The organism is Flavobacterium sp. P3_A6, assembly GCF_056403035.1.
This window is the reverse complement of sequence record NZ_JBFUGG010000039.1, coordinates 1-19,072: the sequence shown is the minus strand read 5'-3', so window position 1 is coordinate 19,072 and position 19,072 is coordinate 1. Positions and strand designations below refer to the sequence as shown.

At 35.4% G+C, this 19,072-nt stretch carries 16 protein-coding genes; 15 read left to right on the top strand and 1 reads right to left on the bottom strand.

Annotated features, from left to right (window positions below):
• The 11 genes from AC1DVP_RS20935 to AC1DVP_RS20885 form a co-directional block, all read left to right on the top strand.
• Positions 1-5,008: T9SS type B sorting domain-containing protein (locus AC1DVP_RS20935; RefSeq protein WP_477185411.1), on the top strand; the 5,008-nt coding region annotated here is incomplete at its 5' end.
• Positions 5,009-5,048: 40 nt separating this feature from the next.
• Positions 5,049-6,005 carry a PorP/SprF family type IX secretion system membrane protein gene (locus tag AC1DVP_RS20930; RefSeq protein WP_477185410.1) on the top strand — a complete coding sequence of 319 codons (957 nt, stop codon included), beginning with the start codon at positions 5,049-5,051 and terminating at the stop codon, positions 6,003-6,005.
• A 256-nt stretch (positions 6,006-6,261) separates the two neighbouring features.
• Complete coding sequence (locus tag AC1DVP_RS20925) at positions 6,262-7,449, top strand: phosphoglycerate kinase (protein ID WP_477185409.1); 1,188 nt, start codon at positions 6,262-6,264, stop codon at positions 7,447-7,449.
• A 401-nt stretch (positions 7,450-7,850) separates the two neighbouring features.
• Positions 7,851-9,884 (top strand): LysM peptidoglycan-binding domain-containing protein, encoded by a 2,034-nt coding sequence (locus tag AC1DVP_RS20920; RefSeq protein ID WP_477185408.1) that lies wholly within the window; start codon positions 7,851-7,853, stop codon positions 9,882-9,884.
• Between the two features lie 25 nt (positions 9,885-9,909).
• On the top strand, positions 9,910-10,575 hold the full coding sequence (locus tag AC1DVP_RS20915; protein WP_477185407.1) for a 3-keto-disaccharide hydrolase: 666 nt from the start codon (positions 9,910-9,912) through the stop codon (positions 10,573-10,575).
• 48 nt (positions 10,576-10,623) lie between these two features.
• Positions 10,624-11,598: a DUF4837 family protein gene (locus AC1DVP_RS20910; protein WP_477185406.1), complete on the top strand. Its 975-nt coding sequence runs from the start codon at positions 10,624-10,626 to the stop codon at positions 11,596-11,598.
• A 71-nt stretch (positions 11,599-11,669) separates the two neighbouring features.
• Positions 11,670-12,116 (top strand): GNAT family N-acetyltransferase, encoded by a 447-nt coding sequence (locus AC1DVP_RS20905; RefSeq protein ID WP_477185405.1) that lies wholly within the window; start codon positions 11,670-11,672, stop codon positions 12,114-12,116.
• An 82-nt stretch (positions 12,117-12,198) separates the two neighbouring features.
• Entirely contained in the window at positions 12,199-13,008 is an 810-nt protein-coding gene (locus AC1DVP_RS20900; RefSeq protein WP_477185404.1) for a helix-turn-helix domain-containing protein, read from the top strand.
• Between the two features lie 85 nt (positions 13,009-13,093).
• Positions 13,094-13,534 (top strand): carboxymuconolactone decarboxylase family protein, encoded by a 441-nt coding sequence (locus AC1DVP_RS20895; RefSeq protein WP_477185403.1) that lies wholly within the window; start codon positions 13,094-13,096, stop codon positions 13,532-13,534.
• A gap of 4 nt (positions 13,535-13,538) precedes the next feature.
• The gene (locus AC1DVP_RS20890; protein ID WP_477185402.1) at positions 13,539-13,961 is read left to right on the top strand and encodes a GNAT family N-acetyltransferase; all 423 of its coding nucleotides are present in this window, start codon (positions 13,539-13,541) and stop codon (positions 13,959-13,961) included.
• Positions 13,958-14,374, top strand: a complete 417-nt coding sequence (locus AC1DVP_RS20885; protein WP_477185401.1) for a DoxX family protein — start codon at positions 13,958-13,960, stop codon at positions 14,372-14,374. The genes AC1DVP_RS20890 and AC1DVP_RS20885 overlap by 4 nt, the downstream gene beginning before the upstream one ends.
• A 267-nt stretch (positions 14,375-14,641) precedes the next feature.
• On the opposite strand, the gene AC1DVP_RS20880 is transcribed toward AC1DVP_RS20885, so the two are convergent.
• The gene (locus tag AC1DVP_RS20880; protein ID WP_477185400.1) at positions 14,642-15,478 is read right to left on the bottom strand and encodes an FKBP-type peptidyl-prolyl cis-trans isomerase; all 837 of its coding nucleotides are present in this window, start codon (positions 15,476-15,478) and stop codon (positions 14,642-14,644) included.
• A 383-nt stretch (positions 15,479-15,861) separates the two neighbouring features.
• Between AC1DVP_RS20880 and trhO the strand changes: the two genes are divergently transcribed.
• The 4 genes from trhO to AC1DVP_RS20860 form a co-directional block, all read left to right on the top strand.
• Positions 15,862-17,220: an oxygen-dependent tRNA uridine(34) hydroxylase TrhO gene (trhO, locus tag AC1DVP_RS20875; RefSeq protein WP_477185399.1), complete on the top strand. Its 1,359-nt coding sequence runs from the start codon at positions 15,862-15,864 to the stop codon at positions 17,218-17,220.
• 6 nt (positions 17,221-17,226) lie between these two features.
• Positions 17,227-18,468, top strand: a complete 1,242-nt coding sequence (locus tag AC1DVP_RS20870) for a peptidase U32 family protein (protein ID WP_477185398.1) — start codon at positions 17,227-17,229, stop codon at positions 18,466-18,468.
• Positions 18,468-18,698, top strand: a complete 231-nt coding sequence (locus tag AC1DVP_RS20865; RefSeq protein ID WP_477185397.1) for a ferredoxin — start codon at positions 18,468-18,470, stop codon at positions 18,696-18,698. Before AC1DVP_RS20870 ends, AC1DVP_RS20865 begins: the two co-directional genes overlap by 1 nt.
• A 213-nt stretch (positions 18,699-18,911) precedes the next feature.
• Positions 18,912-19,072, top strand: a 161-nt coding sequence (locus AC1DVP_RS20860; RefSeq protein WP_477185412.1) for a transposase, incomplete at its 3' end; no start/stop codon positions are given.

The following is a 19,072-nucleotide window of genomic DNA, read 5'->3' as shown; positions in this document are numbered from 1 at the left end:
CTGTACGCTAGGCAGTGACGGAAGCATTACGGTAACGCCGGCTACTGGAACAGCACCATATGCATTTGCATTGGCAGGAGCAGCACCAGCTAACCATACAGGAGACGCAAACGGTATCTATACAGGATTAAAAGCTGGTTCCTATACAATAACAGTAACCGACGCTAAGGGCTGTACATCGGCACCAGCAGCAGCTGTTGTTATTACAGAACCGGTTGTATTGACAGCTAGCGCTACTGTAACGCCATTTAGCTGTTCAATTACTAATGCACCTCAAGATGCAGTGATTACCATTAATGCATTAGGTGGTACAACTCCGTACAGTTACAGTTTTGATAATGGTCTGACTTTCCAAACCGCATCATCATTTACTGTTAATAGTGCACAAACTATAAAATATGTAGTTCTTGATGCTAATGGTTGTAGAGTTATTGGTTCTGAAGATGTATTACCATACACACCGCCAACGGATATGGATATAAGAGCATCAGCAGTTTATTGTAATGCGCCATCAGCTACTGTAACAGTAAATTCTGTGACAGGTGGTGTGGCATCATATACATATAACATTGACGGAGGTGCTTACCAAGTTTTAAATGTATTTAACAACTTGCTTCCAAAGATATATGTCTTTGGAGTTAAAGACGCAAATGGATGTATTGTTACAAAACCGTTTGAAGTAAAAGAGGCTTCTAAAATTACTGCTTCAGGTCAATTAATTAGTGATGTTTATTGTATGGGAGGAAATACTGGATCGGTAAGGTTTACAGTTTCTAATTATATAAATTCGGGTAATTATACTTTTGGTTTGACACCAGCAGCAGGTTCATTTACTCAAAGCGGTGATGTAATTACATATACAGGACTTACTGCTAATAATTATACTTTTACTGTTACTGATGGTGTTTCGGGCTGCGTTGCTAGTATAGTTAATTTCGCAGTTAGTGAACCAGCAAAAGTATTGTCTTCTACATCCATTGCTACTAATATCAATTGTAATAATGACAATGCTACAATTACGGTTTCAGCAACAGGTGGTACAGCACCATATAAATACGCAGTAGCTAGAGCAACTGATCCTGTTCCAGCATTATCAAGTTTTATTACGAGTGATCAATTAGCTGTAGATACTAATAATGGTATTGATATGAATTGGGTCGTTTATGTAACAGATGCTAATGGCTGTGCAATTAATAAACCGCAATCAATAATTCGGGATGCTAGCCCAATTATAAGCAGTGTTATTGCTACAAAATGTCCAAGCGCAGCGGGTACTTATGATATTACAGTAACAGCATCAGGAATTAGTACGGCTTTAGAATATAGTTTAGACGGAATTAGTTTCCAAGCTAGTAATATCATTACGGTAAATAAAGCAGGGAATTATAATGTTACAGTAAAAGATGCTAATGGATGTCTTTCGACTGCTACGCCAGTTACTATTTTACAACCGCTAAGCTTAACGGCTGTTGTTGCTACTGTTCCTTCTTGTGATGACAATGACGGTAAAGTTAACGTATCGGCAACAGGCGGTTCTTCAAATTATGTGTATAATATTGATGGTGGTGCATTTGTTGCAACAACTTTATTTGTTGGAGTGACAGGAGTAAATCACACATTTGGAGTGCGTGATACTGATACTTTATGCGAGTTTTATGTTCCAATTAGTTTAACCAAAGCAACATCAGTTACAGGGTTTGCTTTGAGCATGACTTCAGTTACTTGTAACGGTGGTGCTGATGGTACTATTACAGCAAAGATGGATACTCCAGAATCTGGAAAAAATGATAATCCAGTTTATATGTATAGTTTGAATGGAGGAACGCCTCAAACTTCTAATGTATTCGCAGGTTTAACAGCTGCCAATGGATATACGGTAACCGTTACTTCAGGAAGAGGTTGTAAAGCAACAGCTTCAATTGATGTTACTGAGCCTGGAATTATTAATGTACCGGCTCCAGTTGTAACTGAGTTTGGCTGTACTGCAGGTTCTAACAGTACTAATTATGCTACAATCACAGTAAACAATGTTACTGGCGGTTCAGGAATATATACTGTATATGAATTTGTTAAAAACGGTGTAACTGTTGTTCAGCGCGGTGAAAGTAATTCTTATACCGAATCTGATGTTAAAGGCGGCAGTTATGTTATCAATGTATATGATGATAAGGGTTGTATTGGCAGTACTGCAGTGCCAATTGTAATCAGACAATTTATTAGTTTAGATAAGTTAGATGTAAATGTTACTGCTCCTATTACTTGTACTCACAATGAAGAAATCTTGGTGAAAGTAGCAACTACTGGGGGCACTCCTGTTGCAGGACAGTTAGTTTATACTGTTTCTGGAATAAACGGAACGGTTTACAACGGTACAAATACTACAGGTGTTTTCACAGGTTTAGTAATTGGCGATTATTCAGTTTCTGTTAGAAACACAATTACAGACTGTACAATTGAAAAAATTCATTTTGTAAACAATCCGAATACATTTGAATTGAAAGCAGTGAAGATTCACGATGTGGTTTGTTTTGGATCTAATGATGGAGAAGTTGAATTGACAATTGTTGATACGCAATTAGTTCCTACTAATGATGCAGGTATTTTCAATTATGTGGTAACAGGACCGACAACAAGTTCAGGAACTTCAGCTTCAGCTGGACCTTTAAAACTTTCTGGATTAAAAGCTGGTTCTTATACTGTTACAGCTAGTTTGAAATTTAGCCCTGAGTGTACTGTAACAACTAGTTTTATTATCGATCAGCCATCTGCAGTTTTAGCAATTTCTGAGACGCACACACAGATTACTTGTGCAAGCGGAAATAATGATGGAACAATTTCAGCTTCTGCTACAGGCGGATGGGTAGGTGATTATCAATATGAATTGGTTGGGCCTGTAAATGCTACTTATGGAACAAATACAGTTTTCACCAATTTAACAGCAGGAAGCTACACAGTTAATGTGAAAGACAGTAAAGGCTGTATTGCTTCAATACCTGTTGTTTTAAGTAATCCTAAGCCAATAGTTATTACTGCTGTGGGAAGTATTGCTAAGGTTTCTTGTTTCGGAGATAAATCAGCTACAATAACTGCTGCTGTTTTACCAGGAGGCGGTCAGGGAAGTAATTATTTATATACCTTGAATTACGAATCGGCTTCTCCAGTTATTAGTTCTGGCCCTCAAAGTTCAGCAGTATTTGCTGACTTAGGAGCTGGGAAATACAGTGTGACTGTTACTGACGGATGGGGTTGTAGCGCAATTTCATTACCAGTTACAATTGCTGAACCAACAAAAGTAGAAGCAGGTTTGGTTATGACAACTCAGCAAACGTGTAAAATTCAAGCTACAGTGACACTTACTGCAGCTGGAGGCACAGCGCCTTACAGTTATAGTGATACTTCTAATTTTGTTACAAATACACTAATGGTTGGTAATTCAGCTACTTTCTCAGTAGGCAATGGTACATTCCGTTATTACGTTCGTGACGCTAACGGCTGTATTAGTGCAGTTTCTAATGATGTTCAAAATGATCCATTAGAGCCATTAGCTATGGAGTTAGATATTAGAAATGCTGTAATTAATTGTCAAGGTGATATGACAGGATTTGTAGTTGCTGTTGCTAAAGGAGGTTTAACCAATTATGTTTACTCATTGTTAGACGCTTCTGGAAATGCTATTGCTAGTGCGGTTCAAGCCACACCAGGTAATTTCACGCAATTAGCAGCCGGAACATATTTTGTTAAAGTTAATAGCGGCGATTGTGAGATTACATCTGCTCCTATTAAAATTACTGAACCAGCGTTAGCATTAGGAGCAACTCCTATTGCAATTGATGTTACTTGTAACGGTAATGGAGACGGTAAAATTATAATCAATGCAACCGGAGGCACCGGAATCATTAAATATGCGATTTCGCCTAATTTGGATCAATATTTTGAAACTAATACTTTCGAGAATTTAAAACCTGGTCATTATCAGGTAATTGTTCAAGATCAAAATGGCTGTTTCATTTTATTTAAAGACATTGAAATTAAAGAGCCAACTGCTATAGTAACATCAGTAGTACCAGGTTCTGTAGTACAAGAATATTGTTCTGGTGATAAAACAGGTGCTTTCAGCATTACAATTGCTGGAGGAGTTGGTCCATACAGTACTAGTTTAGACGACCCTAATGGAACTTATATCTTAGGTCAAGTCGCTTTTACAGGTTTATCTGGAGGTTCTCATACTGTTTATATTAAAGATCAAAATACTTGTATTTATGAATTGATTTATGAATTGGATGCAGCTGTTACTTTGAATCCGGTTGCAGTTCTATCTTATGATTGTGTGAACGATTTACCAGCTAATAAAGCTACAGTGACTATTGATCCTAGCAATAAGCCTGCAGATGTTGTATATTCTTTGGATAGCAATTCTGCAACGCAAACCAGCAATATTTTCACTAATCTTGTTTCAGGCGATCATTTCATAATGGTTCATCATAAAAATGGCTGTGTAGATGCTACTGCAGTTTTCCATATTGATCAGATAGATCCTTTAGCAATGACTTTAGATCTTGGCGGATTAAATGAAATTGTAGCTACTGCAACAGGTGGTTCAGGAGTATATCAATACTCAGTAAATGGTGAATCTATAGGATCTAACAACAAATATATTTATTACCATTCTGGTGATTATGCAGTAACAGTGACTGATAGTAATGGCTGTTCATTTACAGCTACGAAACATTTCGATTTTGTTGATATCAAAATACCAAATGTCTTTACGCCAAATGGAGGCGGTACGAATGATACTTGGGAGCCTACAAATACAACAAACTATCCAGATATTAAATTTGTAGTGTATGATCGTTATGGTCGTGAAGTAGGCCATTTTGGAGCAGGAGAATCTTGGGATGGTAAATACAAAGGTGCTGAATTGCCAATGGGTGATTACTGGTATGTATTGAAACTAAGAAATTCTAAAGATGATCGTGAATTTATTGGACACTTTACCCTATACAGATAACAGGGATGTGAGAAGTTATCTGAAAATGAAAAAAATGAAAATGAAAAAGATCTTAATCAGCATTTTGCTTTTGACTGTAGCAAGTGGCTACAGTCAAGAGTTAAATGTTCCCGTAGCGACTCAGTACTTAGCCGATAATCCATATGTGATTTCACCTACTTATGCCGGTATTGGTGATAATTTTAGAATTAATCTGAATGGTTATAAGCAATGGGTAGGTGTTAAAGATGCGCCTCAGAGTCAGGCGTTGTATGCCGATTTCAGAATTTTAGATCAATCGGGTTTGGGACTGACTTTGTATAATGATTCCAATGGTAATACTAAACAAGCGGGAGGGAAACTTACTTTTGCACATCACATCATTTTGGGCTATTATTCTAAAGAATATCTTTCCTTTGGTATTTCTTATATTTATAATTCATTTCGATTAGACTGGTCCAAATTTAATCCAACAAATCCTGATCCTGATATTACTGATAACCGTTCTACAAACAATAACAACTTTGAGGTAGGTTTTCTATACCGTAACAAAGGATTTTATGCAAGTGCTACGGCTACTAACATCTTGAAGAAAGACCTTAGCCTTGATATTGCTTACGAGCCAAATAAGCTTACGAATTACCAGTTATACAGTGGATATGTGCTTAATATTGGTGACAGAAGTGAATTGGAACCTTCTGCTTTTTATCAGTACTACCAAAGTGACGGCCGTTCGGTAACGGATTTGAATATTAAATACAGAAAATTCAACAGGTATGAAGATTACTATTGGATAGGTGCTTCTTATCGTTTTTTGAATGATCAAATAGGGAAGCCTTTGGCAGTTGGACCAATAGTCGGTTTTTTAAAAGGATATGTTTCTGTCGGTTACTCATATCAGATTACATTAAATGATTTAGCGGCTTATAATTCGGGAACACATTCTTTAACTATTGGATTTAGATTCCTGCAAGGATTAAGTAACTGTCCATGTACACAAAGTCCAGTACACGATTAGGACAGTATTTCTATAAATAATTATTGAAATCCCTATTGATTCTTGTACATTGAATTAATAGGGATTTTTTTGTGGAACAAATTGAATTTGCCTAATACGTTCGAATTTTCAGCTATTTGTCTAATAAGTTGTGTTTATTTTGTATTTACATCGATTTCGTTAGTAATTTCATATTTTTTTTAGAATTTTAAAATTTAATACTTATTTAAAAGTTATATCTTTGTTTTTCTTTCAAAAAACAATTAAAAAAAGAACCATGAAGACTTTAAATAATTTTGATTTTAATAATAAAAAGGCAATAATAAGAGTTGATTTTAATGTTCCTTTAGATGAAAACTTTAATGTAACAGATGCCACTCGCGTTGAAGCGGCAAAACCAACGATTGACTATATTTTATCTAACGGAGGCAGTGTTATTTTGATGTCACACCTTGGAAGACCAAAAGGAGCTGAAGAAAAATATTCATTAAAGCATATTCTAAAAACAACTTCTGAAATTTTAGGAGTTCCTGTTCAATTTGCTTCAGATTGTGTTGGGGCAGAAGCTCAGCAAGCTGCTGAAAATTTGAAACCAGGGCAAGTATTATTATTAGAAAATTTGCGTTTTCATGAAGAGGAAGAAGCTGGAGATGCAGCTTTTGCTAAAGAATTAGCCTCACTGGGAGATATCTATGTAAATGATGCTTTTGGTACGGCACACAGAGCACATGCTTCGACTACGATTATCGCTCAGTTTTTTCCAGAAAATAAATGTTTCGGAACTTTGTTGGCAAAAGAAATTGAAAGCTTAAATAAGGTTTTAAAAAACAGTGAAAAACCGGTAACAGCGGTACTTGGAGGTTCTAAAGTTTCATCTAAGATTACAGTTATCGAAAACATTCTTGACAAAGTAGATCACATGATTATTGGTGGAGGAATGACTTTTACGTTTGTAAAAGCATTAGGAGGAAATGTAGGTGATTCTATCTGTGAGCTTGACAAACTGGATTTAGCTCTTGAAATTTTAAGATTAGCTAAAGAAAAAGGAGTTCAGATTCATATTCCTGTTGATGTTGTTGCCGCTAATGACTTTTCGAACACAGCAGATACTCAAATTGTTGATGTAAGAGAAATTCCCGACGGATGGCAAGGTCTTGATGCAGGTCCAAAATCATTGGAAAACTTTGAAAAAGTAATCTTAGAATCTAAAACGATTCTTTGGAATGGTCCTTTAGGAGTTTTTGAAATGGAAACTTTTGCCAAAGGAACTATTGCTTTAGGAAATTATATTGCTGCTTCTACTAAAAATGGTGCATTCTCTCTTGTAGGAGGAGGTGATTCTGTAGCTGCTGTAAAACAATTCGGATTCGAAGATAAAATGAGTTACGTTTCTACGGGCGGAGGAGCTATGCTAGAAATGTTAGAAGGCAGAACTTTACCTGGAATTGCTGCTATATTAGACTAAATACTTTGTAATAACAGCGATGCTGACTTTTTAAAAAGTTAATTATAATTTCAAAATCATTTCAAAACCTTAAGCTGCTTCGTGTAGCTTAGGGTTTTATTTTTTTAATAGTATACTATATATCAGTATTTTGCGTTATAACTCAAGTTTGTTTCTTATTGATTTTCATACTTGTAATCATTTTCATCAATTCTAATTTTTTATTTTAAATATTGTAATTTTTTAAAAACCTCTTATTGCTTTTTTTGAAATTATTTACTCACAAACGAATAAAAATTAGATTAAATATCGATTATTTTTGTATTTTTAACATTATTTATGTTTTTTTTTAGAAAATACATTCTAAGTTTGCATAAATCATATTTGCAACAACTTGAATAATAGCGAATTAAATTACTGTTATGAAAATAAAAAATACCACACTTTCGTTTTTCCTAATGCTTACAGCTTGTGCATTTTCTCAAAATGCTGTAGAAAATTTAGGAATCGAAAATATTCAGAAACCAGTTAGCTTTTTAGACTCTATTAAAAGTTCTTTTGTAAAATATGACCGAACTGTAAAAACGGATAGTTTATGGATGAATCAAATTGGGACTTCTCTTGATATTTATAATGATTTAGCGACTGAAATTAATACAGTGAATGTGGATAAGGATATAGATGCAGAGCTGCCGACTGAATTACTGAAAGAAAGACTGGCTGCAATGGACGCTAAATCTCCTTTTAATATTGAATATAATCAAGGCTTAGAAAATCTAATTAAGTCTTTTCTTAAAAACAGAAAAAAAGCTTTCGCCAACCAAATGGCAGTTGCCCAATATTATTTCCCAATTTTCGAAGAGGCCTTGGCCAAACAAAATGTTCCTTTAGAGATTAAATACTTAGCAGTTGTAGAATCAGCCCTAAATCCAAAGGCCATATCAAGAGTTGGCGCAACAGGACTGTGGCAATTTATGTACAATACTGGTAAACAATATAATTTAAATATTGATTCATACATAGATGAACGTTCAGATCCTTTAAAAGCATCTGAAGCAGCGGCTCAATATATGACCAACATGTTTGCTATTTTCAATGACTGGGATCTGGTTTTAGCGTCTTATAATTCTGGACCAGGAAATGTAACTAAAGCGATTCGCCGTTCTGGCGGACTGCAGAATTTTTGGAACATCAAAAAATATTTGCCGCAAGAAACCCAAGGTTATGTTCCCGCTTTTCTTGCTACAATGTACATTTATGAATACCATAAAGAACATGGCATTAATCCTAAAAAAGCTTTGGTCAGACATTTTGCAACCGATACTGTAATGGTTAAAAAGGAAATGTCTTTTGCTCAGATTTCTAATTTATTAGATATTCCGATTGAACAACTGCAGGCATTAAACCCATCATACAAAAGAAACGTGATTCCTAATTATGCTGGCAAAAGCCATTATTTGACTCTTCCTTCCTGCAAAGTGGGTGTTTTTACTTCTAATGAGGATAAAATATATGCTTATCTTCAATACGAAATTGACAAAAGAGAGAAAACCAATCAATACAAAAAAGCAACTTTTATAAAAGATTCGACTGCTTTAGCTTCTAATAATAAGGTTAAATATTATAGAGTTAAAAAAGGTGATAATTTAAGTGAAATTGCCAAGAATAATAATGTGGCTGTTTCTGATTTGAAAAAATGGAATCACATTAAAGGAAATGCTGTCGCTTCCGGAAAATCTTTAAAAATTGTTATCGAAAAAGATATGGATGCCAGTGCATCTTTGGCATCCAACCTTGATAAAAGCAAAGCTATTATTGTAAAAGACAACACGAATGTTGCAACGGCAGAATCTAAAGCTACTGTTGACAAAAAGGACACATTGGTTGCCAATGCTACCAATTTCTATGTGGTTCAAAAAGGAGATAATCTGAATAGTATTGCCAAAAAATACAATACTACAGTTGCCGAAATTAAAGAGTGGAATCATTTAAGCTCTACAAACTTAAAATTAGGCGCTTCCATTCAAGTAAGCAATGCTGTTGTTGAAACAAATGAGGCAGTTGCTGTTGTTTCTACTGAGTTGAGAGATATTAAATATGAAGTTAAAAAAGGAGATAACCTTGGAAGTATCGCCAAAAAATTTGGGTCGTCTGTTGCTGATTTAAAAAATTGGAACAGTCTTCAGTCAAATAATATAGCTCTTGGGAATGTTTTGATTGTTGCCAAAAATGAATTAGCTATAAATACTAATAATGCTACCGCAGATTCATTCAAGAAAAAAGACATAAGTGCTGCTTCAAAAAACAGTGATATTAATTACTTGGTTCAAAAAGGAGATTCGCTATTCAGTATTTCCAAAAAGTACCCGGGTGTTACAGTATCTGATTTACAAAAATGGAATAATATCTCTGGAGATGATTTAAAACCTGGCATGGGTTTAAAAATTAAAGGATAGGCTTCGTTTAAAAATTTTCACCTTAATGCTCAAAAAATCCACCCTTGCTTTTGCACTTCTTTTGCTGTTAAATTCGTGTGCCATTCATGATAAAAATTTATCGGAAAATGATTGGTATGCTTTTACAAAGACAAGCAAACAAAGAATTAAGCCTTCGGAAGTCTATGAGTTTACCGATGGAATGATTCGTATGCACGGAGATAATATTGGCTATCTGATGACCAATAAAAGCTATAAAAACTTTGAGCTGGCTTTAGAGTTCAGATGGAATACAGAAGAAAAATTTAATAAAAACAAAGCCAAAAAAAACAGCGGTGTGATGTACAACATTCCTACAGATTCACCTGATAATATCTGGCCAAAAGGAATCCAATTCCAGATGAAAGAGAATACTACCGGAGACTTTATTTTTTTGGATAATATAACTGCGGTTGTAAACGGAAAATTAGTAGAAGCCGGCGCAAGCGTGACTTCGCCTAAATTTAGTGCTAATGAAAAGCCTTATGGAGAATGGAATCAAGTTTTGATTCACTCATTCAACGGAAAAATTACTCAATATTTGAATGGAAAATTAGTAAACGAATGTGTGGAAGCTTCTTCTAAGGAGGGTAAAATTTCTTTAAATTATGAAGGTTCGCCAGTCGATTTTAGAAATATTCGATTAAAAAGTATTTCTAAAGAAGAAAACTAAAATTTTTAAAAAGGCTTTTTTTATTTTTGATGATTAATTGCCCAATCAATGAATAAAAACCTTTTTCTGTTTCTTTATTTTTTATTGCTTTTGTTCTTTTCATGCAAAAAGCAGGAAGGCGATATGCCAATAAAATCGACTGGTAAAATCAACACTATTTCGGTAGTTATTGATGATCAATTGTGGAATGGTATTATTGGCGACAGCATTCGGAATAAATTTGCCAGTCCAGTTGAAGGCTTATCCAAAGAAGAGCCACAATTTGACATCAATCAGTATCCTATAAACGTAATGGAAGGTTTTGTTACCAAAAGCAGAACAATTATTGTAGTTAAACAAGGGGAAGAAAATAATTTTACAATTAAAAAAAATCAATACGCCATTCCTCAAAATGTAATCCATATTACGGGGAGAACCCTTTCGGACTTATCGAATCTTATTGAAAAAAGATCGCCACAGATTATTAGAATCATTCAAGACGGAGAAATCAAAGCGCATCAGCTTCTGCTGAATGATTCTCTAGCCGATACAAAAGCAATCCAAAAGCAATTCAAGCTCACATTAAAAATTCCTAAAAAATATTCGTATGCCTTAAAGAATAAGAGTTTTGTTTGGCTTAAAAGCGAATTTCCAAGCGGAAGCACCAGTTTACTGATTACGCAATTGCCAATGACCACCATCAGTTCGGAGGACAATGTGCTGGATAAAGCTATAAAAGTGCACGATTCGATAGGTACTTTGTACATACGGGGCAAAGAACCAAGTTCTAGTCTGTATATTGACAAATCGTATCCTCTTTACCCGTCACAGATTACTCTTGACGGAAAACCAGCTTATGAAACTAAAGGAACATGGCGATTGAGAGACAGCTTCATGTTTGGTGCTTTTGTAAATTATCTGATTGTAGATTCAAAAAATAACAGAATTATTTATCTGGAAGGGTTTTGTTACATTCCATCAAGGGAGCAACGTGATTATATGCATGAATTGGAATCGATTATTAAAGGCATAAAGATAAATTGATTTTTATTTTTTTATCATTTTTTATTTTTGAGGTTTATATTTGCTATTTAACACAATAACGAATTTCACCAATGTCAATAGAATGGAAAATAAAGCCCTTTGAGGCATTAACTGTAACCGAGTTGTATGATATACTTCAATTGCGAAGCAGAATCTTTGTGGTGGAGCAAAACTGCGTTTATCTTGATATGGACGGCAAGGATAAAATAGCATTGCATCTTTTTGGTGTTTATGATGATAAAATTGTGGCACACGCCAGACTTTTCAAAGCCGGTATTTCTTTTGACAATGCTTCTATCGGAAGAGTGACGGTAGATTCGGATTACAGAGACCGAAAATGGGGGCATGATCTGATGGAAAATGCTATTGCTGGCATTTTGGAACACTTTGGCGAAAGCCAAATTACTATTGGCGCTCAATTATACCTCAAAAAATTCTATGAAAAGCATGGTTTTGTACAGGCAAGCGAAATGTATCTTGAAGACGATATTCCGCATATAGAGATGATTAAGAGCTGATTCTTTTTTTTGCAGTTTAAAAATTAGTTGTATTTTGTGTTTAAATTGTTTTCAGCTTTATTCTGCAAATTAACATACAGCCATGACTTTTGACTTAAACCCAATTGAAGATACAATATTGATGACCTTGCCCGAGAGACAGTACAAATTTGTATTGATTTTTTGTAATTCAGGAGAAGTAAAGATTGAAATTGACAATCAGCTTTATGAAATTAGTGCAGGTTATTTTTTGACAATAACCCCAAAACAATATTATCAGTTTATAGAAATTAATAATTGTGAAGGCTATATTTTAGAATTTACATACGACTTCTTCTGTAAAGATGAAAAAGCAGTTGAACTCATTTACCACAATGGATTATATTGTCATTTTGGATTAAACGAACTCATTAAAATACCAGATGAAAACAGTTTAAACAGAGTTAAGGATTTTTACAGCGCATTAAAAAGAGAATTAGAAAATAAGCCATTTGAATACGAAACAAGCCTGCATTCTATTTTGAAACTGCTGATTATTGAAGTAAGCAGATGCAAAATAATGCAGCAGGAAAGACCGCTTTACAAACCAGATGCATTGTTTTTGCAGTTTTTAAACTTGATTAGAGACAGTTTTGAAAAACGTCTCACCGTAAAAGAATATGCTCAATTATTGCATATTTCGGAGCAAAAACTAAATGAGCTTACCAAGAAAAACACCAACGAAACGACGCAGCAGCTCATCAATGATTTAATTATTCTGGAAGCAAAGCGCTTATTTAACTACGAAAACCTGAACGTAAAACAGGTAGCCTATAAATTGGGATTTGATGACAGCCATTATTTTTCGAGGTTTTTTAAAAAACAAACTGCCACTAGGGCAAAAGACCATTTGCGTTCACTCTTGACAGAATAGCAAAGTCCACCATTTTTAAAGTTTTGTCCATTTTTTGGCGAAAGCCATCCTTATAGTTTTGTATTATAATTTAAATCAAACAAAAATGCAAACACAAAGAATTGACATCAACACTGTAACGCCTGGCGCTTATCAATCACTTATTCAGCTGGACAAATACGTTACCGAAACAAATCTGCCAAAAACACTGTATCATCTTATCAAAGTAAGAGCATCGCTAATCAATGGCTGTGCCTTGTGCATCCAATCACACAGCAATGACGCATTAGCGGGAGGCGAATCTTCCAAAAGGCTGCTGGCTCTAAATGCTTGGGCTGATTCTCCTTATTTTACTGATGAAGAAAGAGCGGTTTTGACCTTGACAGATGAAACCACTTTGATTTCAGAAAGCGGTGTATCAAACGAAACCTTTGATAAAGCAGTTCAAGTTTTGGGCGAAGAGAAAGTTTCGCATGCAATTATGGCAATTGCCTGTATTAACGCATGGAACAGAATAGGCAGAGCCACTTTGTTAATTCCTCAATAACAAAATGATTGAAATTAAAACAGCAATTACAGATCAAGACATAGCTTTCTGCTGGGAGGCTATGTTCCTTTTGCGCCCCATGCTGAAAGAGAATGAATTTGTAAATCAAATCAAGGAAATGCAAAAAGAAGGATACACGCTTTTATATATTTTCGATAAAGGTAAAGCCGTATCGATAGCGGGATACCGATTTTTGACCATGTTGTATTGTGGCAAAATGTTATACATAGACGACCTTTCGACTCTCGAAAATTACAGGGGCAAAGGACACGCATCTGCATTATTAAATCATATTTATGGCATTGCGAGGGAGCAAAATTGCAAATCGGTACAATTGGATAGCGGTCCCTCACGAACCGATGCGCATAAACTTTACTTAAAAGAAAATTTTGCCCAAAATGCATTTCATTTTAACAAACAGTTATGAATCAGAAAAAAATAATTGAATGGTTTTTGAGAATATCATTAAGTGTCGGATTTTTGTCGGCAGTTGCCGACCGTTTTGGCTTCTGGAGCAAAGAATTGTCCGCTTGGAATAATTGGGAAACTTTTGCAAAATATACAAATTCGCTGTTGCCCTTTTTGAATTATAGCGTAGCCGCGATCATTGGAGGAACAGCAACTTTTTTAGAAATCGTTTTTGCAGTTGCTCTGCTGACTAATTTCAAGACTAATCTAATAGCCAGATGCAGTGGCGTTTTGCTGCTTCTTTTTGCGTTATCCATGGCATTTTCAATTAATGTCAAAGCACCGCTTGATTATTCTGTTTTTACAGCTTCTGCCGGAGCATTTACGTTAAGCATTCTTATAAAAAAGAGTTCGAGACTGAACGATGTATAATTTAATGGAAACTGTATTTTTTGAAGCAGGAACAAGAGGCATTTTGGTTATATGGTTCCTGCTCTACACGATATTCCCGATTAACAAAAACTACGGCAAAAAAGCCTTGTTTTTCTAAATCGGGAGATGCCGTTTCGATCAGGGCTAAAAGGAATTATAGTGCTTCTTTGCCATCATTTACAATCACAATCGGGATACATTTATAAAAAAGAAAAGCCCCACATAATGCGGGGCTTTTATATCACTTATCGGTTATAAGTAAAAAATTTAATTAACTGAAATTAGTTTAACATCAAAAATTAAAACTGAACCGCCTGGAATAGTACTATAGTTGTAACTGCCATAGCCCAAAGTAGCAGGTATCAAAAGCTTTCCGCTTCCGCCTTCTTTAAAATGAGGGATTCCTTCTGTCCATCCTTTTATAACGTTTTGCAGATTAAATGAAACTCCGGTACTGCTGCCTTGATCAAAAACAGTTTTATTTGTATAATAACCTTTGTAAGCAACTGTTACATTTGAAGTTGCAGTGGGTTGTTTTCCTGTTCCCGCTTCGTCAATTACATAATACAAACCTGATTCCGTTTTTACGGCATTTAGTTGATTATCCGCAATATATTTTACAATTTCAGCATCATTTGTGGCACTAAATTCAACCGAAATCAATTTGATTTCATAAATCAAAACAGAACCGGCAGGAACACCCCGAGATTCATCACTTCCATAAGCCAAGTGCGCTGGTATCAAAAGAATACCGCTTCCTCCTTCTTTAAAAAAAGGAATCCCCTCAATCCAACCTGCTATCAGTCCTTGTAAATTTGTAGTAATACCAGCATCTGTACTTTGACCTAAAGCCTTTTTATCAGTATAATAACCTTTGTAAGCCACTGTTACATTTGAAGTTGCTGTGGGCTTTTTGCCTGTTCCTTCTTCGTTAATCACATAATACAAACCAGAATCCGTTCTTTTGGCATCCAGTTTGTTCTCGGCAATATAGGCTTTAATTTCAGCTTCATTTTGAGCTGTATAATCTTTGGGCTGTTCCGAATCGTTGTTGTTACATGAGATAAAAAGCACAGCTATAATTGCAAGGAATGAATATTTCATAAATAAATTTTAATAGTTATTGGTGGCAAATATACTTTTTTTGAGCTTAGATTAATTAATAAGATTTTCTTAAAAAAATCAAAATTGACTTACGGTTATCTGTGTGTTTTTGAATAAGATATTAACTGGAATTCAATTGTAAATGATAACTAAAGAAGTATCATTATAGCCAAAAATGCCACCCGATAGCGAACAGGCAAAGCAAATCTTTTTGCTTTCTGGATAAATACTCGAACTTGGTTTGAATTGAAAATCATAATATTCCGCTAATTAGCATTAAAAAATCGTAAAAGTTCACTATTTTTGCGCCCGATTTCAAATACGTTTTATTGCACGTAAACGAAAATCAACATATATTTTTCTCAACTTAAACTGTTTATAGCATGCAACTGTACAACACCTTAAGCGCAGAAGAAAGAGCCATCATGATTGATGATGCCGGTAAACAACGTCTTACGTTGTCTTTCTATGCGTATGCCAAAATTCAAGATCCCAAAAAATTTCGCGACGATTTATTTATAGCCTGGAACTCTCTCGATGCTCTAGGCCGAATTTACGTTGCCAATGAAGGAATTAATGCTCAAATGAGTATTCCTGAAGAAAATTTGGAAACTTTTAGAGCAACTCTGGAAGGTTACGATTTCATGAAAGGCATTCGTTTAAATGAAGCTGTAGAACATGATGACCATTCGTTTTTGAAATTGACTATTAAAGTGCGTCACAAAATAGTTGCCGACGGTTTAAATGATGACACTTTTGATGTAACCGATATTGGCGTTCACCTGAAAGCCAAGGAATTCAATGATATTCTCGATGATCCAAACACGATTGTAGTGGATTTTAGAAATCACTACGAAAGTGAAGTCGGATATTTTAAAGACGCGATTACTCCAGATGTCGAAACTTTCAGAGAGAGTTTACCCATAATCAAAGAACAGCTCCAAAACCACAAAGAAGATAAAAACCTGGTAATGTATTGTACTGGCGGAATTCGTTGTGAGAAAGCAAGTGCATATTTCAAACATCAGGGTTTTAAAAATGTTTTTCAATTAGAAGGCGGAATCATAAATTATGCCAAGCAAATTAAAGAAGAAGGTTTGGAAAGCAAGTTTATCGGAAAGAATTTTGTTTTCGATAACCGTCTTGGTGAAAGAATTACAGATGATATTGTTTCGCAATGCCACCAATGCGGGAAACCTTGCGACAATCACACCAATTGTGAGAATGACGGATGCCATTTGTTGTTTATTCAATGTGACGAATGCAAAACGGCTATGGAAAACTGCTGTTCTACAGATTGTCTTGATATTATTCATCTGCCTTTGGTGGATCAGGTACGATTAAGAACTGGACAACAGGTTGGAAACAAAGTTTTCAGAAAAGGAAAATCTGAAAATCTTAAATTCAAACATTCTGGCGAACTATCAAATACGGCGATAGCTACAAAAGAAAAACCTGCTGATATTCGTCTAAAAGTAAAAGTTAAAAAAGTACTTCTTGGCAAAGCGGAACATTATTATGTGAAAGCACAAGTGGGACAATTTACTGTTGAAAATCACGAAGTAAACAGCGGTGATAAAATCTTAATTTCCGGACCAACAACAGGTAATCAAGAATTGGTTTTAGAAAAGCTGATTGTTGACGGAGCCGAAACTGCAACGGCTAAAATTGGTGACAAAGTTACTTTTGAAGTTCCTTTCAGAATTAGATTGTCAGATAAAATATATAAAATTTTAGAATAATTTATCATGACAGTTACTAATAAAATTGAACTTATGGCTCCCGCTGGGAACTTTGAGTCGCTTCAGGCTGGACTTGATAATGGTGCTGATTCTGTATATTTTGGAGTAGAACAATTAAACATGCGCGCCCGTGCCACAGTAAACTTCACGATGGATGATTTACCTGAAATCGCCAGCCGCTGCGAAGCCAAAAACGTTAGAAGTTATTTGACGTTGAACACTATCATTTATGATCACGATTTATCGGTGGTAAAAACATTGCTAAATAAAGCCAAAGAAGCCAATATCACGGCGGTTATTGCTTCGGACCAAGCCGTAATTGCCATGGCGAAAAGCATTGGAATGGAAGTTCATATTTCGACTCAATTGAATATTACAAATATCGAAACCATAAGATTCTACAGCATATTTGCCGATACAATGGTTTTGAGCAGGGAATTGAGTTTACGGCAAGTAAAAAACATCACTGCCCAAATCGAAAAAGAACAAATCAAAGGACCAAATGGCAAATTGGTAGAAATCGAAATTTTTGGTCATGGTGCGTTGTGTATGGCCGTTTCGGGAAAATGTTATTTGAGTCTGCATTCGCATAATTCATCGGCAAATCGCGGTGCATGCAAGCAAAATTGTCGTAAAAAGTATACCGTTATCGACCAGGAAACTGGCTTTGAAATCGAATTGGACAACGAATACATGATGTCTCCCAAAGATTTATGTACGCTGGATTTTCTAGATCAAGTAATGGATTCGGGCATTCAAGTTCTGAAAATTGAGGGACGCGGACGTGCTCCTGAATATGTTGCCACCGTAATTAAAACTTATCGTGAAGCGATTGACAGTTATTGCGAAGGCACTTTCACCAAAGAAAAAATTGCCCTTTGGATGGAAGCTTTAAATACGGTTTACAATCGCGGTTTTTGGTCAGGCTATTATCTCGGACAGGAATTGGGTGAATGGAGTGATGTTTCGGGATCGATGGCAACACAAAAGAAAGTATATGTAGGGAAAGGAATCCATTTTTTCCCAAAAGCCGAAATAGGGCAGTTCAAGATTGAAGCTTATGACATCAAAGTGGGCGACAAAATATTGGTAACCGGCCCAAGCACTGGAGCGCAGGAAATGATTATCGAAGAAATGTATGTGAATGATCAATCGACAGAAAAAGCAACCAAAGGCGACGACTGTACTTTCAAACTGCCTTTCAGAATTCGTATGTCCGACAAATTATACAAAATAGTGGAAGCCTAATGGTTATCATAACATTGCAAAGAGACAAATGCATTGGGTGCAATTATTGTGTTGAAATGGCACCTGCTCAATTTCAGATGTCCAAAAAAGACGGAAAATCTGTATTGATTAAAAGTGTAAACGCCAAAGGTTTTTACACTTTAAAATCATCCGATCACAGTATAGCCGAAAGCTGTGAGTTAGCTGCAAAAGCTTGTCCGGTGAAAATTATTACGATGAAGGAAACTTAGGCATGCCATTCCATCTACAATTAAAAATAAAAACAACCCTTAATAACATTGCAAACGCATGAGTTTTTTATCGCAGATTTGCAGATTTTAAACACAAATTAACCGCTTTCAGCGGAATTTGCTCATTTTATTTATTGGTCTCAGATTAGGGTCTAAAACCCTGCAATTTATTGCAGTACTTTAGTAATGCGAAAAAATCTTTATCTTTAGATTATGAGTACAGATTTAAGAAAAGGTTCGCACACAGTTAGCAGATTAACATGTCATGTTGTTTGGGTTACTAAGTATAGGTTTAAAGTATTGAAAGGTGATGTTCAAAAGCGTTGCCGTGAGATTTTGATACAGATCTGTGAAGCTGAAGGAATTGAAATTTT

Coding starts and splice junctions, on each gene's coding strand:
- AC1DVP_RS20930 (WP_477185410.1), top strand. CDS start 5,049: ATGAAAAAGATCTTAATCAGCATTTTGCTTTTGACTGTAGCAAGTGGC.
- AC1DVP_RS20925 (WP_477185409.1), top strand. CDS start 6,262: ATGAAGACTTTAAATAATTTTGATTTTAATAATAAAAAGGCAATAATA.
- AC1DVP_RS20920 (WP_477185408.1), top strand. CDS start 7,851: ATGAAAATAAAAAATACCACACTTTCGTTTTTCCTAATGCTTACAGCT.
- AC1DVP_RS20915 (WP_477185407.1), top strand. CDS start 9,910: ATGCTCAAAAAATCCACCCTTGCTTTTGCACTTCTTTTGCTGTTAAAT.
- AC1DVP_RS20910 (WP_477185406.1), top strand. CDS start 10,624: ATGAATAAAAACCTTTTTCTGTTTCTTTATTTTTTATTGCTTTTGTTC.
- AC1DVP_RS20905 (WP_477185405.1), top strand. CDS start 11,670: ATGTCAATAGAATGGAAAATAAAGCCCTTTGAGGCATTAACTGTAACC.
- AC1DVP_RS20900 (WP_477185404.1), top strand. CDS start 12,199: ATGACTTTTGACTTAAACCCAATTGAAGATACAATATTGATGACCTTG.
- AC1DVP_RS20895 (WP_477185403.1), top strand. CDS start 13,094: ATGCAAACACAAAGAATTGACATCAACACTGTAACGCCTGGCGCTTAT.
- AC1DVP_RS20890 (WP_477185402.1), top strand. CDS start 13,539: ATGATTGAAATTAAAACAGCAATTACAGATCAAGACATAGCTTTCTGC.
- AC1DVP_RS20885 (WP_477185401.1), top strand. CDS start 13,958: ATGAATCAGAAAAAAATAATTGAATGGTTTTTGAGAATATCATTAAGT.
- AC1DVP_RS20880 (WP_477185400.1), bottom strand. CDS start 15,478: ATGAAATATTCATTCCTTGCAATTATAGCTGTGCTTTTTATCTCATGT.
- trhO (WP_477185399.1), top strand. CDS start 15,862: ATGCAACTGTACAACACCTTAAGCGCAGAAGAAAGAGCCATCATGATT.
- AC1DVP_RS20870 (WP_477185398.1), top strand. CDS start 17,227: ATGACAGTTACTAATAAAATTGAACTTATGGCTCCCGCTGGGAACTTT.
- AC1DVP_RS20865 (WP_477185397.1), top strand. CDS start 18,468: ATGGTTATCATAACATTGCAAAGAGACAAATGCATTGGGTGCAATTAT.